Here is a 16,291-nt window from a genome sequence, read left to right on the forward strand (position 1 = left end):
TAATCCATACATTACGATGCTTTGAATAGCTCAAAATCTCTACACTATCGTTGATCTTTTTGCGCTTTAACTTTTAAATCAATATTTATACACTGATACTTATATTGATGAACCAGAGTTCAGATCATGCAACGTATCATATTGATTCTCAGTCTAAGCATTAGTTTGTTATCTTTTTCAGTGGCTAGCCATGCAGCTGAAATAAAATCTTCTACGCAATGTAAAGATCAAGCAATCAAACAAGCCGCCAAACTTTTAGAGTTTCATTTTGGTCCAGATGATCGTATTGAAATTCAACCAGAGGTCAAAGCGCTTCCATCTATCGTCAACCCACGTAATAAAAAGCAAAGATTCGATGTATTAGAAGTCTGGGGCTACATATATAAAGGTCAGTATCGTATGCGCTTTGAGTATTATAGCCAAAGTGGTTGCATACTCATGGGACAAGAGATCCTCGAATATGCCAATTTGTAGACAACATATCTTTCATTGTCTATTCACGCTAAGATAAACATGCAATCTGTTCATGTCCAATTAATTTAAATCTATGCAACTTAATAAATTTACCGACTATGCCTTACGTATTTTGATGTACATCTCTCTTCCAAGAGATACACCTTATACGATTGCCGAAATTGCACAAGACTTGAATGTTTCACAGAATCATTTGGTTAAAATTGTGCATTTTATGGGAAAACAGGACTGGTTAATTACCACGCGTGGTAAAGGTGGAGGTTTACGCTTAAACCCTGTAATCCTTGAGTTTCGATTAGGGCATATCGTGCGCATCCTGCAAGGTGATGCACAAATCGTAGAATGCAATACCCCACCATGCGTCCTTCGCCCTCGTTGCGGTTTAAAAGGTATTCTAGATCAGGCAGTTGAACAGTTTTATCAGAGTTTAGACCAATATACGGTTGCCGATGTTTTAAATGCCCCACCACAAACTACCATTGTTAACTCTCCTATCCCAAACTTGAATGTTTAAGCATTTGGATCTCAATTGAACTGTTTTAAAATTATTTTAATGTCTGCATTTAAATAAGCGCCTCAATCCCGTTTGAATTATCTGTGTCAAAATTCGCTTGAATCTTCGACTTCCTTTATAATGTCCCTTGTTTATCCATTTATTGAAGTTGAAGTATGCATCGCAGCAGTGGAAAGTCTAAAAATAGTAAGGCATCACATGCCCCTAAACAGAAAATCAGTTATGAAAAAAAGGCTGATCCTGCGATTTCGGAATACTCAACCTCATCTTTAAACTGGTTACGTAAAGCTGAATTCTTGATGAGTGCGCCAAAACTGAATCTTTGTGTAGAAGATACAGGTTATGAAATCGCCTTTGCGGGTCGCTCAAATGCAGGGAAATCCAGCGCCATCAATGCACTAACCAATCAAAAACAATTGGCACGCGCATCTAAGAAACCTGGTCGCACCCAAATGATTAACTTCTTTAGCTTGGGAAATCCAGACCAACGTCTAGTCGACTTACCGGGTTATGGTTATGCCGCTGTCCCTGAAGCAATGAAAATCGTTTGGCAAAAAGAACTTGAAAATTATTTGATTCATCGAAAAAGTTTACAAGGCTTAGTTTTATTGATGGATATTCGCCATCCTCTGCAACATTTTGATGTCATGATGTTGGAATGGGCATATTCTCGTCATTTGTTTGTACACGTTCTACTCACTAAAGCAGATAAGCTCAATCGTGGTCCTGCCAATAAAGCATTGTTAGAAGTACAGCAACAACTCAAAAAGATGAAGCTGAACTTTTCGATTCAACTGTTCTCATCACTGAATAAACAAGGTTTAGAAGAACTCGCTTCTGTGATGGCAGGTCGTCTAAATTACACCTTAGATAAAACTTTAGGCTTTGATCTCGATGCGATTCCAGAACTCAGTGCTGACGACATCGAAGATGAGTTTATCGATCAAGATGCTGAAGCAGACCTTGATGTTGAAAATATTGATGGAAATATAAATGAAAAACCAGAGTAACAACTAAAAATCGTCTTGTCTGACAAAATTCATCACATATTGATACTTCAATGTCCTAAATTGCTAATAACTATTTAGGACATTTTTTTATACTTGAATAAATAAAGTGTGAAATCACCAAAGAAAAATTAGGACACTGTGATGAAGTTACTCGCTAAATTTAAAAACAGTCGGATTGGATCGTCTATTCAGTACCACATCAAACCACGTAAAGTGAAGTTTGAATGGCAAGACACACCAGTCGATTGGATTCCAAATCAGCCTTTTGTCAGCTACTTTATCAACGAGATCAACAATATTCTTCCTGCGGGTGAGTTTTGGTTCTGCCGTTTATACAACCGCGTTTTACCCAAAGTCACAGATGAAAAACTTGCAGAAGATGTTCGTGCTTTTATCCGCCAAGAAGCCATGCATGCACAAGCACATGTGTCAGCAAATAAAGAATACTTAACCGTTCGCCATATTGATATTCAAAGAAATCTTGAAATTATGGATTTCTTGTTTGGAAAGTTACTGGCAGATCAACCACTTGGTTTCAAAGTTCCTAAAGTTCTTGATCATCAATGGGATTTGTTCCGTTTAGGTATTGTGGCAACTGTTGAACATATGACCTGTGTATTGGGTAAATATGCACTTTATAATAAAAAGTGGGCTGAATTAGGCGCAGATCCAAACATGCTCGATTTGGTCAAATGGCATGGTGCAGAAGAGATTGAACATCGCACAGTTGCATTTGATCTATATCGTCACTTAGGTGGTGGTTATATTTCACGTTATTATCAAAGTGTGATCGTGATTGCTGCCGTATTAGGTTTATGGGTAGATGGTGCTGCACATATCATGGGACAAGACCCACGTTTTGCAGACAAAAAGCCAGCATTCTATAAACCTTGGATTTGGCGTGAATGGGCAAGTATTGCACAATCTGACAATCGTTTAATGCCACACCCTCTTTGGTTGGTTTCACAGCAGTTGGGGTATTTAATGCCATGGTACGACCCTGTACATGAAGCCAAAACTGAAGATGCAATTGCGTATTTAGATCAATCGCCTGCTGCAAAACGCGCTTTGCCTAGAGTTGCAGCATAGGGACTGCTCAAGCCTAAATAGTACTGAAATCAAAAAAGCAGGATTTTAAATCCTGCTTTTTTATGCTTAACACCTGATGTTACGCACTTGATTTAAATTAAGTAGGTGAAAAAGAAAAAGCTAAATTTACACGACGGAGACTTACATCCAAAGTTTAAATTTATGGAATAGCCTTCGGCTCGAGGTACTTTTGCTTTGGCATGAGGAGCAAAGCTCCGCAAGGGCAACCATCTTGTGCAGCGACATCGCTGCTCACCGCAGAACTCATTCACTATCGTCAAAATATTCAAAATTTCGCAGAAACTTTACTTATTAGAAGGAGTTCTGCCTCAAGCAATTGCGGATGACGTTTCCGCGTATCCACATTCTTCTAGCTCCAAAATTTAATTTTAGAGTTACTGCGTAACATCAGTTAACACTTTAAAATAAGTGCATAACGCTTCTGTCTACACCCTGTACTAAGATGAACTTTCCATATCTCGAGTATGTCGATCAACCACAACACTGATCATCATATCCCCTTGCACATTCACTACAGTACGCACCGTATCGAGAATTCGATCAATTGGTAATAAAATCGCAATCGCCTCAGCAGGCAAGCCCACAGACTGTAAGACCATAATCATGGTGACCATACCTGCGCTTGGGATTCCTGGGGCACCTAATGATGCAATCATCGCTGTCAAACACACAATAATTTGTTGGGTAATCGATAACTCCAATCCCATGAGGTTTGCAATAAATAATGCTGCTGCTGCTTCATAAAGTGCGGTCCCATCCATGTTTAACTGCGAACCGAATGGAACGACAAAACCTGCAATTTGTGGACGTACCCCTAAATTTTCTTGGGTACATTTCAGACTTAAAGGCATTGTTGCTGAACTTGAACTGGTCGCAAAGGCCGTGATTAATGCCGCACGCGTTCCTTTGAAAAAAGTGATGGGATCCATTTTCCCAAAAATCCATAACAACAGCGGTAGAACCACCACGCCATGAAATATGGTTGTCCCAGTAACCACAATCGCAAACTCAGCAAGACGGCTCAAAATAGAGATGTCTTCTGTTGCAATCAGCTTTGCCATTAAGGCAAAAATACCAATTGGCGCAACTTTCATTACCCAACCAACCAACATCATCATAATGTCAAAAAATTGACGTGCCAGTTGTTTGATTGAATTAAAACGTTCTCCGCCCTGCACCAATGCTAAACCCAATAACAATGCAAACAGCACAACCGCCAAAACATTGCCATCGCTAAAAGCTTTAAAAGGGTTAATTAAGGTATTTTGAATAAAATTGGTCAGAAATGAACTAGGCGTTAATGAATCAGGGCTTTTATGCTGACTCATAGCATCTTTAAACAAGTCAATATCCACACCCTGCCCGACATGGAAAAAGTGAGTGGAGGCCAAACCAAGAATCAGTGCCAAAGTGGTTGTCGTTACACAGCAAGCTAAGGTAATTTTCCAGACACGGCTTAACTGGCTACCTGCTTCTAAATTAGAAACCCCAACTAAAATTGAACTGAAAATTAGCGGTACCAACAGCATTTTGAGTAAACCAATAAAAATACTGCTGGCGATACTCAAAGTATAAATACTGCCGTCTAAAAACTGAGTATCAGGGAATTGGTTTAACAGAAATCCAAATGCCACACCAAGAATGGCGGCAATTAAAATTTGGGTATTTAAGCTCATCGTCATTGACTGTTATATATTTTCACATTTTAAACTATGCCATTGAAGTTATTTAGAATCGAGCATTTTTTTGTCACAAGCTCTGCTAAAAAATAGAAAAGCCATCAATGGTGATGGCTTAATTCTTTATGGTTTAATCCTGAATGGTTTATTCGTTTATTGTGTTTCGATTTCACGTACACGCATCAGACCTTCCTGAACAGTACTACACACCAATTCACCATTTTGCCACATCCGCCCAAAGTTTAGACCGCGTGAATTTGCACTGACCGTTGCATCCATGTCATACAGCATCCAATCATCTGCTTTGACAGGCTTATGAAAGTAGATCGCATGATCAATACTCGCACACTGCAAACTTGGCGAGAGATAGTTTAAACCGTGTGGACGCAATGCAGTCATCATCAAGGTATAATCTGAATAGAAGGCAACAATCGCCTGATTTAATGAAATATCATCTACCAATTCCGCGGCTAATGGCTCATGTGTACGCAAATAATGCGCATAGGATGGCGCTTCTGGCTGCGGTTGAAAAGGATTGGTTACGTTAATCGGACGAATTTCTACCTGACGTGGACGCATAAATGCAGCACGAATGTTTTCAGGAATAAAACTGATTAAATTTTCTTTTAATTCCTGTTCAGATTTTAATGATTCTGGATCTGGATATTCAGGTTCAGCAATTTGATAATTCAACCCCTCTTCAGGTGTTGCAAATGAAACCATTGCTGAAAAAATAGTACGCCCATGTTGAATGGCACGCACTTGACGACTTAAAAAGCTTTTACCATCACGCAAACGATCCACTTCATAAATAATCGGGGCATTAATATCCCCACCATATAAGAAGTAGGCATGCAATGAATGTACAGGACGGTCCGCAGTATATGATGCTGCTCGTAGCGCTTGCCCTAAAACCTGTCCACCAAAAACACGTTTGCCCACTAAGTTTCGGCTTTGACCACGGAAAATATGTTCTTCAAGTTTTTCTAGCGTTAAAAGCTCTACAAGCTCTTGGGTTAAAGCATTCATAAGTGACCTATCTATATACTGACTTTATTCAAATGGATAGAATAAAGTATTCATATTTTAGAGATTTAACTCTATTTTGCCATAAATCCAGAGTGATAAACTAAACTTTCATAAACTATGCTGTCACTTCTCTTGTCTAGCTGGATTGTTTAAAATACGATTTTTAACGATAAAATCTGACAAGAAATAGTGAATTTGTCAGAAAATGACATCCTGTTCTGTGCTTCAATTACAGAAACTTTTATTTTTATACGCTGTATTGCGTGATTCATCATTGGCTAGGAGTATTTATGTCCAAGAGTGGCTTTGGTCAAATGTATCGTCGACTTTCGAGTAAAATACTTGACCTTGTGGTAACCCCACATGTTCTTGGAGAGGTTCCTACAGAAACTCCAACGCTAGACCAGTCAACAGATCGCACTGAAAATAATACATCAACACCTCAGAAAGTAGTGTGTTATGTATTACAGAATTACTCTAGAAGTAATGCTTTGGTCGTTGATGGTGAAACACGTCGTTTACAACTTGCGCCAGCCCTTGATCCACTAGTGATTGGTGCGAACCGTGAAAAAGCGGCGATTCTGTTTTTACAGCATCAGGATGAAAATAATTATTTTAACCCTCCTGAGCATGCATTTCCGCCACGTTTACTCCGATTGATTGAGTCTCTGGATCAAGATTCGAACTTAGACATTGAGCTGATTCCTGTGACAGTATTATGGGGACGTTCACCTGATAAAGAAGATTCTTGGTTTAAACTTTTGTTTACCGACACTTGGGCGACACCAAGTAAAGTCAAACAATTGATGAATATCGGCTTACATGGTCGTCAGTCCTTCTTAGAATTTCATGAAGCACAATCACTGCGTGGCTTAGTTGAACATGCAAAAATCCATCATCCCAACATTTCTCCAGCAACCTATATTGTCAATCAACTCAATGACTTTCTAGATCGCCAGCGAGAAGTTATTCTTGGACCAGATTTATCTGATCGCCGTAATGTGATGCAATCTTTGATCAAAGCACCTGATGTCCAAGATGCGATTCGCAAAGAAAGTGTTCGCTCTAAAATCAGTATGATTGATGCTGAACGTCGTGCCATCGGTTTTGTCAACGAAATTGCATCGGATTATTCCGCTTCGGCTGTACGCTTTGCCGATATGGCATTAACCCGTCTATGGACGCAACTTTACGATGGTGTTGAAGTACATAACTTCAATACAGTACGTGAATTGGTCAAAGACTATGAAGTGATTTATACCCCATGTCATCGCAGTCATATTGACTACTTACTGTTGTCTTATGTGATTTATAAACGTGGTTTGATGGTGCCGTATATTGCCGCTGGTGATAACTTGAATATGCCATTTGTAGGGCAATTGCTTCGTGGTGGTGGTGCATTCTTTATTCGTCGCTCTTTCCGTGGTAATGCTTTATATACATCAGTGTTTAAAGAATATTTATTCAGCATTCTTTCTCGTAATACGCCACTTGAATACTTTATTGAAGGTGGGCGCTCTCGCACAGGACGCTTATTACCTCCTAAAACAGGGATGTTGGCAATGACGGTACATGGTCACTTACGTGGTCGTGCCAAACCGATTGTTTTCATTCCAACCTATGTGGGATATGAACGCTTGATGGAAGGCGCAACCTATGTGGGTGAAATGAATGGTAAACCCAAAGAGGCTGAATCCATTTGGGGGATTGTACAAACCCTGAAAAAAATTGAGCGTATTTTTGGTAAAGTACATGTTAACTTCGGCGAACCTGTGTTTTTAGACGACTTATTGAAACAGCATGGTGCAGATCAAATCCGCATTGAACACAATGATGCGCCGATCCCTCAAGAAGTATCCAATGCAGTCAACAGTTCTGCCAATGCCATTTTAGAAAATATTAACCGCGCTGTAGTGATCAATCCTGTTTCGCTGTTATCACTTATTTTATTGGCGACACCAAAACACACTTTGGATGAAGAAATCTGCATTAAACAACTGGATACTTATCGTAAGTTATTGACGGCAATTCCTTATGATCAACGCACTCAGGTGACACCACTTTCAGGTAAAGAAATCATTGCTTATGGCATGAAACTGAAATTGATTAAACGGGTTCAGCATGTACTGGGTGATATTATTGCGATTGAAGATAATCAAGCTATTTTACTGACCTACTTCCGCAATAATATTTTACACGCCTTTGTACTTCCATCATTGATTGCTGCTTTGGTCGAGCATAATGGTAAAATCAGCCAGAGCGATCTGCTCAATGTGATTCGCACACTATACCCATTCTTAAAAGCTGAATTGTTTTTAAAATGGAAAGATCATGAAATCAAAGCTCAAGTGACTGAATATGTCGATGCTTTGGCACAAGCAAATTTAATTTTTGTCGATGATGAAGGCTTTATCTTTAGCCCTGCACCAAACTCTGAAGACCACAATCAACTTGCTGTTTTAGCTGCACCTGTTCGTCAAAGTCTTGAACGTTATTACATGACGCTTGCGCTTATTACTCAGCGTGGCTCTGGAAATATCTCAATTCGCCAAGTTGAAGAATTAAGTCATTTGGTTGGACAACGTTTATCCGTATTGTACGAGTTCAATTCACCTGAGTTCTTTGATAAAGCTTTATTCCAAAGTTTTATGAAAGTGTTAATTGAACAAGGTTATATTAAAACCAACGAAGATCATGCAATCGTTTTTGATGAGCAGTTCAGAAATGTTGCGCAATATGCCAATTTGGTACTGGATGATGTGACCTTACAAATGCTTCACCACATTACCTCGTTTACCGATGAGGAGCTAAAAGAGGCGTTAGATGCTTTAGCCGCACAACAAGCCAAGAAGCGTTTAAAGCGCAAGAAAAAATAAATGTCACCCCCCTTCTTCCTTTAGGAGGAGGGGGATGATTAGCTACCTCTCTCCGATTAGGAAATGGGAAATTATAAAAATGTGAATATTTCTATCAAAGAATCTCTCTTTGTTCGGGTTACATTTATATTCATCACCTACTGATCATCTTTATTCTTAGGCTTTATAGCTATAGTCAAACCGCCTGATTATTCATACAAGTGATTTGGATGATTCATTTATTTTGTACTTTTGAATCATAAACAGTATTGCTATCACGAGGCGACATGGATGTCGCCATGTTGAGCGGGGGTATTAGGATGTACCCCTCGCTCAACGGAAGATTTTTGTTACTTTTCATCTCTGAAAAGTAAAGTATCGCCTACGCAAAACAATTTAAACTTTAGAGCTAAAGTGTGGCTGTGCAAGCTTTATATCATCAAACAATATATTGATCGCTTTAATTTTATTGATCAAGAGAAATGATATTCTACTGTATGAATTTTTCAACAGATTGACTATATCTTAATGCATTAATTTAAACCCACTTGCCAACACCCTCTCCGCAAAAATTTTCTTTCCCGACTCCCGATCACTTTCTAAAGCCAACTCGGATAAATTCAATTCGCGCTGAAGATTTAAAATTTTTTCATGCAAAGGTTGCGGCTTATTATTTGTACAAATATATGATTTTTCAGGATGTTCCACGTGAAGCAAATACGCTAAGAAATTGGCAAGATCATCAATATGGATTCGATTTGACCAATGAATATTTGGATAACTTCGAGTCGTTTCTGCAAGTTTTGCCATTCTCATTGTAGACATGCCATAAATTCCTGTCGGTCGAACAATCACACATTCAACAGGGTAAGCCTGTCTCCACAATTGTTCCATTTCTAGCAGTAAATGACCTTGTTCATCACTCGGAATAATTACAGAATCATCGGTGATTACTTCACCCTGATTTTCTCCATACACCCGTGTAGATGACACCACGATGATACGTTTCACTGGATGATTTCTCAGTGCCTTGACGATGGGTTGTACAGAATCTACATAGGTGTGCTGATACATGTCTAAGGCATTGAGCGAAGTATTTCGAGAAGGTGCGAGTGCGACATAGACCGCATCCACAGCTTGAATATGTGACAAGTCGAGTGCATGAATATCCTGCATCAAGTGCTGAGCAAAATCATCCGCTTTCGGGCTACGGCTAACTGTGGTAATTTGGTGATCTTGCTGAAATAATTGTTTAGCAACACGTTGTGATGTTTTACCATAACCTACAAATAGAATATGCATGACACGACCTATTCTTCAAAATCAATCAAACTTAAGCTGAGGGGACATGGCAGCAGTTCATCAATTACAAGGGGTTGGCAATGCCGCAGCTACCTTACTTGAAAAACTGAATATTTTCACAACAGATGACTTGCTGTTTCATTTGCCACGGGATTATGAGGATCGTAGCACGATCATTGCCATGAACCAATTACAGGTAGGTCGGAGTTACTTGTTAGAAGGTGTTGTTAAATCTATCGACATGCCACCTGGTAAACGTAAATCCATGGCGATTTTATTACAAGATGACTTTGGCAAAGTCACGCTACGCTTTTACCATGTTTATAAAGCTTTAACTGATCGAGCGAAAGCAGGCAATCGCTTAAGAATATTTGGTGAAGTGCGAGTCGGTGCGCGTGGCTTAGAACTTTATCACCCAGAAATACAACTGATTACCGAACATACACCGCTTCCTAAAACACAATTAACGGCAATCTATCCCGCTACAGAAGGTTTAACCCAGCCAAAATTACGTGAATATGTCAAACAGGCACTGAATCAACATGCAGATGAGCTTCCTGAATTATTGCCAGAAAAATTCACCAATGGTTTTGCGCTCAAAGAAGCACTGGAATATATCCATCACCCTCCCGTGAATGCCAACATGCTACAGCTTGCGCAAGGTGCTCATCCTGCTCAACAACGTCTGATTTTTGAAGAACTGGTTGCACACCAAATTAGTTTGCTCACTCGACGGGCATATATTCAACAAATTGCGGCCCCATCTTTTTCGCCAAGCAAAAAATTTGCCAAAGCCCTGTTGGCAAGTTTGCCCTTTGAAATGACCGATGCGCAAAAACGTGTATCGAATGAAATCGCCAAAGACCTGAAACAAAATAAACCGATGTTACGCCTTGTACAGGGTGATGTGGGTGCAGGTAAAACATTGGTTGCAGGTGTTGCTGCTTGTCATGCTTTGGAAGAAGGTTGGCAAGTTGCACTGATGGCACCGACTGAAATCCTAGCAGAACAGCATTATTTAAACTTTAAAAAGTGGTTTGAACCTTTAGGCTTAAATGTTTCTTGGCTCTCAGGCAAACAAAAAGGTAAAGCACGTACAGCAGCTGAGCAGACGATTAAGGATGGAACAGCCAATGTTATTGTAGGTACCCATGCCTTATTTCAGGACAATGTTGAATTTTCTAAACTTGGTCTAGTGATTATTGATGAGCAACATCGTTTTGGTGTAGATCAACGTCTGGCGCTACGCAATAAGGGCGTGGATAACACCACTCCTCATCAACTGGTCATGACAGCCACCCCGATCCCTCGCACACTGGCAATGTCTGCCTATGGTGATTTAGATACCTCTGTCATTGATGAACTTCCACCAGGACGAACACCGATTCAGACCGTCACGATTCCACTTGATCGACGTGAAGAAGTATTAACAAGAATTGCTACCAATTGTGCTGAGGGTAAACAGGCGTACTGGGTCTGTACACTGGTTGAACAATCTGAAACCTTGGATGCACAAGCAGCAGAAGCAACTTATCAAGAAATTAAACAACGCTTTCCAAACCTCAATATCGGTTTAGTGCATGGCAAAATGAAAGCTGACGACAAACAAACTGTAATGCAGCAATTCAAAGACAATGAATTACAACTTTTAATTGCCACTACAGTGATTGAAGTGGGTGTCGATGTGCCCAATGCATCGATTATGGTGATTGAAAATGCTGAACGGCTTGGGCTTTCACAACTCCATCAATTACGTGGACGTGTAGGACGTGGTGCAACAGCAAGTTTCTGTGCACTGCTTTATAAAAACCCACTGTCTCAAAATGGACAAGAACGGTTAAGAATTATGCGTGAAACCAATGATGGATTCATCATTGCCGAAAAAGATTTAGAAATCAGAGGTCCTGGAGAATTACTGGGAACAAAACAGACTGGAGATATGGGATTTAGGGTTGCCAAACTTGAACGAGATGACCATTTGCTCAATCAAGCGCATTATGTGGCTGCCCAAGTACTTAAAGATTTTCCAGAAAGTGCAGAAGCATTACTCAAACGTTGGCTCCCTGAAGCACCGCGATATGCTTATGTTTAACATAACGAAAATAGAATGATTTAGGCTTTCGACTACGCTAGGATTTTGCAATACAATTTTCACAATCGTGATGATTTATCGTCTTTATGGATGTCGTCGAATGAAAAGTTTTTATTTGAAATTGCTGATATGAATGGATCATCGCTGAAGTTTGATCAAATAAAGATTAGAAAATATGCTCCAATTTATCCATCAACTGCTCCATAAAGGCGTTCAATATATTTCTCCATGCTTACTGTGCGGCATTGACCAACAACAAGCTCACTCCTTATGTCAGGACTGTTGGAATCAACTCCCTTGGTACAAACAATCCATAGAGCGACATGAACAACAAATACTTTGCGCACATCACTATGATTTCCCAATTGATCGCATCATTCAAACTTATAAATATGAGCAACAATTACAATATCAAAACGTGCTTGCACATAGTTTATTAAACTTAAGATTTTCTAGAGTTCAAGCGATTGTTCCCATGCCCATTTCAACAGAGCGCCTTAAAGAACGGGGTTATAACCAAATGTTGATTGTGGCTAAAATTATGGCAAAACAATTAAAAATTCCTGTTTGGCAACCCGTGGTTCGACAAGCTCAACATTCACAAAAAGGCTTAAGTCGAGTTGAACGACTGGAAAACATTGAGCATCAATTTCGAACCATTCAATCCGAAAAGAGAAAATATAAAAAAGTATTGATTGTGGATGATGTGGTCACAACAGGAAGTTCAATTCATGCCCTCACCCAAGCTTTACAACGCTTGGGCTGTCAGCAGATTTCCAGTCTTTGTATTGCAGCAGCACATCCTTCTCTGAAATGATCATTGCAATAATTTAAAGAATAATGCTTTTTAAATTCATTTGACTTAGCTTAAAAAATTTTCCTTACACCAAGGGATCACCACTTCTCTTGTTAAGGGTGCCAATAACGTCTGTTGATCGTCTAAATCAATCCACTTCATTTCAGCAATTTCTGCATCAATTTTGGGTGCATCAGGTAAATTAACTTGATAGACATAACTCACCAACTGATGCCCTGCCTCATTCGCAGCTGAAGTTTCAAATCGACCAATATAGTGTTTAATCTCAGCTTGAACACCTATTTCCTCTGCGATTTCACGTAACATGGTCTGTTCAGGTGCTTCATTTGGTTCCAACTTCCCACCAACTTGCATAAAAAACTGTGTATTCTTTTTTCGTACCAGTAATAATTGATTTTGATTATTTAAAATCACAGCGGCAGCTACAGTAATTACATTCATCATTCTAAGGAACATTAAAAAACACAATATATTGTGACATTAATAAAATTAAAAACAATATATTGTGTTTTAAAAATTAGCGAAACAAACTGAATAAAGCACTAACCAGTAAATTAAGTTTTAATCTAATTTTACCAATTCTTCGCGCTCTTTAACGCCCCACTTTGGTTCTGGTGCTTGATAGGCTTTAAACTGAGCCAAAATATCCTCAATTGATCCAGAATGAATCAATTGATCTGTAAATCTTGCCTTAGAAAATCCTTTGTCTGTGGTCAACTGTATAAATTTCAACAAATCATCATAAAACCCTTCAACATTTAAAAATGCACATGGTTTTAAATGAATGCCGAGTTGCGCCCAAGTCCATTGTTCAAAAATTTCCTCAATCGTCCCTGCACCACCCGGTAATGCAATAAAGCCATCAGACAATTCAGACATTTTTGTTTTACGTTCATGCATATTTTTCACAATATGAAGTTCAGTGAGCCCGGGATGTGCCAGCTCACGATCCACAAGACCTTGAGGAATCACACCAATTACCTGACCACCTGCCGCCAATGCGCTGTCAGCGACGATCCCCATTAAGCCTGAACGTCCACCACCATAAACCAATGTTTGACCATGCTTGGCGATAGTTTCACCAGTCAGTTGTGCAACATCAGCAAAAATCTGATCTGTACCTAAAGATGAACCACAAAAAATAGCAATAGAATTCATAAATTTAACCTAATTTTAATTTAGTCATGCTAAAAATATAGACGAACAATAAAGATTTTTTTTACAAAAGAGCGTTGTAAGCAGTGTTTTTCCTAAAATCCTTGTCTAAAATACACACATCAAATTGACACCACACTGCGCAAGGGAGAAAAGACACAATGCTTGAAGCCTTTTACGCCACTGAGCGCGGTAGCTTAGAAGATGCAACCATTAATGGTGGATTCGACCTACATCCTGAATTGGTTTGGGTTGATCTTATTGCACCTTCACAAGAAGAACAAGAATGGGTTTTAGATGCCTATGAGCAAAACTTACCAACCCTCAAATCTTTAGAAGACATTTCATCTTCTGCACGATTTTACCGTGATGATGATGGTATTCTACATATCAGTACGTATTTTTTAACAAAAAATAAAAATTACCAAGTTGAGGGTGATCCAGAAGACACCTCGAATATGCTGGCGAATGTACAAACCGTTGCTTTTATCTTGCATAAAGAGCGTTTATTTACTTTGCGCGGAGAGAAACTGGTTGCCTTTCGCGCCTTCCGTGCACGTGCTCGACGTAATGATTATGAAATCGACTATAAAGATCCAACTTGGATTCTTCTCGGTTTACTCGAAGCGAAACTTGATGAGCTTGCGGATATCTTGGAAGATATCCACAGAGATTTAGAACTGTACTCTACTGAAGTCCTCAACGTACGTCATCGTGAGATGATTCTCGACCTTGATGACATGATTACACGTCTTGCACAGAAAGAGGACATGCTTGGAAAGGCACAGCTCTGTTTAATTGATTTACGCCGTGTTCTCACCTTCTTATCGCGTCCTCGTGCATTGGGTAGTCATATTTATGATGCTGATATCCGAGAGTTAAGCGAAGACGTACGTTCTCTTGTTGAACATGATGCCTTCCTGTTTCAAAAAGTCCGCTTCTTACTCGACACGACTTCTGGATTCATTAACACAGAACAGAACGATACGATTCGTCGATTCTCGATTTTACCCAGCATGCTTGCACCACCCATGTTGATCGCCAGCATCTATGGAATGAACACTGAAATTCTTCCTTTTGCGCATGGGCATTGGAGTTTCTACGTTGTTATTTCATTGTTGATCGCATTTTTTGTTGGTCCATTGGCTTACTTTAGATGGAAAAAATGGATCTAAAACTGGTGGGTTATATGACTTTTTCAGCATAAGCGATGAATATTTTAATCAGTATTTTAGGACACAAAGTTCAATTCAATAAAAAAGCACCTGATGGTGCTTTTTTATTGAGAAGTGATTTAAATCAATTTCAAATCATCTTGCAAATGACAAGCCTGAATGATTTTCATCATTTTTTCTGGCACTGCTTTAAATTGTAACCCTTGTAAATCAGGGGTTTGACGCAGCCATTGTACAAAGACAGACAGTGCAAGCGTACTACCATGTTCAAGCTGAGACAGATTTACCGTCAATGGAAAGTTTTTCTCACTTTGAATAACTTTCAAGCCATTTAAATAATAACTTTCCGCATTTTCATAAGCAACTTTACCACTGACATATAATTCCTGATTCTTAAATTCAATCACTTGCTTACACCTATCTTAGCTCAATGAGATACGCTTATTTTTTTACAGCAGCATCTGCATCTGGTTTAAATGTCGCAATGGCTTTATCGATATTACCGCCATTACGTTGCACATTTGCCGCAAATTGATTACGGAATTGCAAACCTAGATCAATACCAGACACATTTAAATTACGCACTTTCCATTGGCTACCTGCATCAGATAATTGGAAAGAAACTGGAATTTTTTCACCGTTGTTATTGAAATCAATCGTCACAACAGGGAATTTGCTATTGGTCGCTTTATAAGGACGCATTGTATAGGTCTGGTTTGAATACTTCGCAAAAGCACTACCATAGTTTTCAATCAAGGTATTACGGAAGTTTTGTTCAAATTGAGCACGTTGCGCTGGCGTACTGTTATTGGCATAAGTCCCCATCACGATACGTGTAAAAGCTTGACCATCTACAAACGGATCAAGATTCTGACGGACAATCGCTTTCACCGCAGCTGGATTATTTTGTAATTTACCATGCTCTGCTTTTAGGCGTGAAATCAAACCATCAGCAACACGTTTAACAAAGGCAGGCGGTGCTTCCGCTGGCGCAGCTTGAACAGCTGTAGCGACCATCGTAGCCAAAACACTTGCAGTCAAAGTTTGTTTTAATAACATATTCATTTCAATAACTCCTC

The 16,291-nt window shown here is 39.3% G+C and carries 15 protein-coding genes; 8 read left to right on the forward strand and 7 right to left on the reverse strand.

The genetic code is table 11. The annotated features are described in order from the left end of the window. Window positions 1-126: 126 nt before the first annotated feature. The 4 genes from F938_RS18350 (at window position 127) to F938_RS18365 (ending at window position 3,087) form a co-directional block, all read left to right on the forward strand. A complete protein-coding gene (locus tag F938_RS18350; protein WP_004825198.1) occupies window positions 127-474 on the forward strand; it encodes a hypothetical protein in 348 nt (115 codons plus the stop codon). 73 nt (window positions 475-547) lie between these two features. Next, on the forward strand, window positions 548-988 hold the full coding sequence (locus F938_RS18355) for an RrF2 family transcriptional regulator (protein WP_004825199.1): 441 nt from the start codon (window positions 548-550) through the stop codon (window positions 986-988). 155 nt (window positions 989-1,143) lie between these two features. Continuing rightward, window positions 1,144-1,998 carry a ribosome biogenesis GTP-binding protein YihA/YsxC gene (gene yihA, locus F938_RS18360; protein WP_004825201.1) on the forward strand — a complete coding sequence of 285 codons (855 nt, stop codon included), beginning with the start codon at window positions 1,144-1,146 and terminating at the stop codon, window positions 1,996-1,998. A gap of 141 nt (window positions 1,999-2,139) precedes the next feature. Further along, on the forward strand, window positions 2,140-3,087 hold the full coding sequence (locus F938_RS18365) for a metal-dependent hydrolase (RefSeq protein ID WP_004825204.1): 948 nt from the start codon (window positions 2,140-2,142) through the stop codon (window positions 3,085-3,087). A 458-nt stretch (window positions 3,088-3,545) separates the two neighbouring features. On the opposite strand, the gene F938_RS18370 is transcribed toward F938_RS18365, so the two are convergent. Both F938_RS18370 and F938_RS18375 read right to left on the reverse strand, forming a co-directional pair. Then, window positions 3,546-4,784, reverse strand: coding sequence for a dicarboxylate/amino acid:cation symporter (locus F938_RS18370; RefSeq protein WP_010590770.1), 1,239 nt, complete (start codon window positions 4,782-4,784; stop codon window positions 3,546-3,548). Window positions 4,785-4,940: 156 nt separating this feature from the next. Continuing rightward, entirely contained in the window at window positions 4,941-5,816 is an 876-nt protein-coding gene (locus F938_RS18375; protein ID WP_005034152.1) for an acyl-CoA thioesterase, read from the reverse strand. 290 nt (window positions 5,817-6,106) lie between these two features. On the opposite strand from F938_RS18375, the gene plsB reads away from it, so the two are divergent. Further along, window positions 6,107-8,692 (forward strand): glycerol-3-phosphate 1-O-acyltransferase PlsB, encoded by a 2,586-nt coding sequence (gene plsB, locus F938_RS18380; RefSeq protein WP_005034154.1) that lies wholly within the window; start codon window positions 6,107-6,109, stop codon window positions 8,690-8,692. Window positions 8,693-9,196: 504 nt separating this feature from the next. Here plsB and F938_RS18385 read toward each other — a convergent pair. Next, window positions 9,197-9,973, reverse strand: coding sequence for an NAD(P)H-binding protein (locus tag F938_RS18385; RefSeq protein WP_005034156.1), 777 nt, complete (start codon window positions 9,971-9,973; stop codon window positions 9,197-9,199). A 46-nt stretch (window positions 9,974-10,019) separates the two neighbouring features. Here F938_RS18385 and recG point away from each other — a divergent pair, with 46 nt between their 5' ends. Then, window positions 10,020-12,065, forward strand: coding sequence for an ATP-dependent DNA helicase RecG (gene recG, locus F938_RS18390; RefSeq protein WP_005034158.1), 2,046 nt, complete (start codon window positions 10,020-10,022; stop codon window positions 12,063-12,065). 175 nt (window positions 12,066-12,240) lie between these two features. After that, on the forward strand, window positions 12,241-12,882 hold the full coding sequence (locus F938_RS18395) for a ComF family protein (RefSeq protein ID WP_005034159.1): 642 nt from the start codon (window positions 12,241-12,243) through the stop codon (window positions 12,880-12,882). 45 nt (window positions 12,883-12,927) lie between these two features. On the opposite strand, the gene F938_RS18400 is transcribed toward F938_RS18395, so the two are convergent. Next, window positions 12,928-13,323: an NUDIX hydrolase gene (locus F938_RS18400; RefSeq protein WP_010590771.1), complete on the reverse strand. Its 396-nt coding sequence runs from the start codon at window positions 13,321-13,323 to the stop codon at window positions 12,928-12,930. A 120-nt stretch (window positions 13,324-13,443) separates the two neighbouring features. Further along, the gene (locus F938_RS18405) at window positions 13,444-14,040 is read right to left on the reverse strand and encodes an LOG family protein (protein WP_005034160.1); all 597 of its coding nucleotides are present in this window, start codon (window positions 14,038-14,040) and stop codon (window positions 13,444-13,446) included. A gap of 158 nt (window positions 14,041-14,198) precedes the next feature. Between F938_RS18405 and F938_RS18410 the strand changes: the two genes are divergently transcribed. Next, window positions 14,199-15,212: a magnesium and cobalt transport protein CorA gene (locus F938_RS18410; protein WP_004825220.1), complete on the forward strand. Its 1,014-nt coding sequence runs from the start codon at window positions 14,199-14,201 to the stop codon at window positions 15,210-15,212. A 119-nt stretch (window positions 15,213-15,331) separates the two neighbouring features. Here F938_RS18410 and F938_RS18415 read toward each other — a convergent pair whose 3' ends face one another. Further along, the gene (locus F938_RS18415) at window positions 15,332-15,619 is read right to left on the reverse strand and encodes a hypothetical protein (RefSeq protein ID WP_005034161.1); all 288 of its coding nucleotides are present in this window, start codon (window positions 15,617-15,619) and stop codon (window positions 15,332-15,334) included. A 34-nt stretch (window positions 15,620-15,653) separates the two neighbouring features. Next, a complete protein-coding gene (locus F938_RS18420; RefSeq protein ID WP_005034162.1) occupies window positions 15,654-16,277 on the reverse strand; it encodes an MlaC/ttg2D family ABC transporter substrate-binding protein in 624 nt (207 codons plus the stop codon). Window positions 16,278-16,291 lie beyond the last annotated feature (14 nt).

This window comes from Acinetobacter bereziniae LMG 1003 = CIP 70.12, assembly GCF_000368925.1.
Lineage (GTDB): Bacteria > Pseudomonadota > Gammaproteobacteria > Pseudomonadales > Moraxellaceae > Acinetobacter > Acinetobacter bereziniae.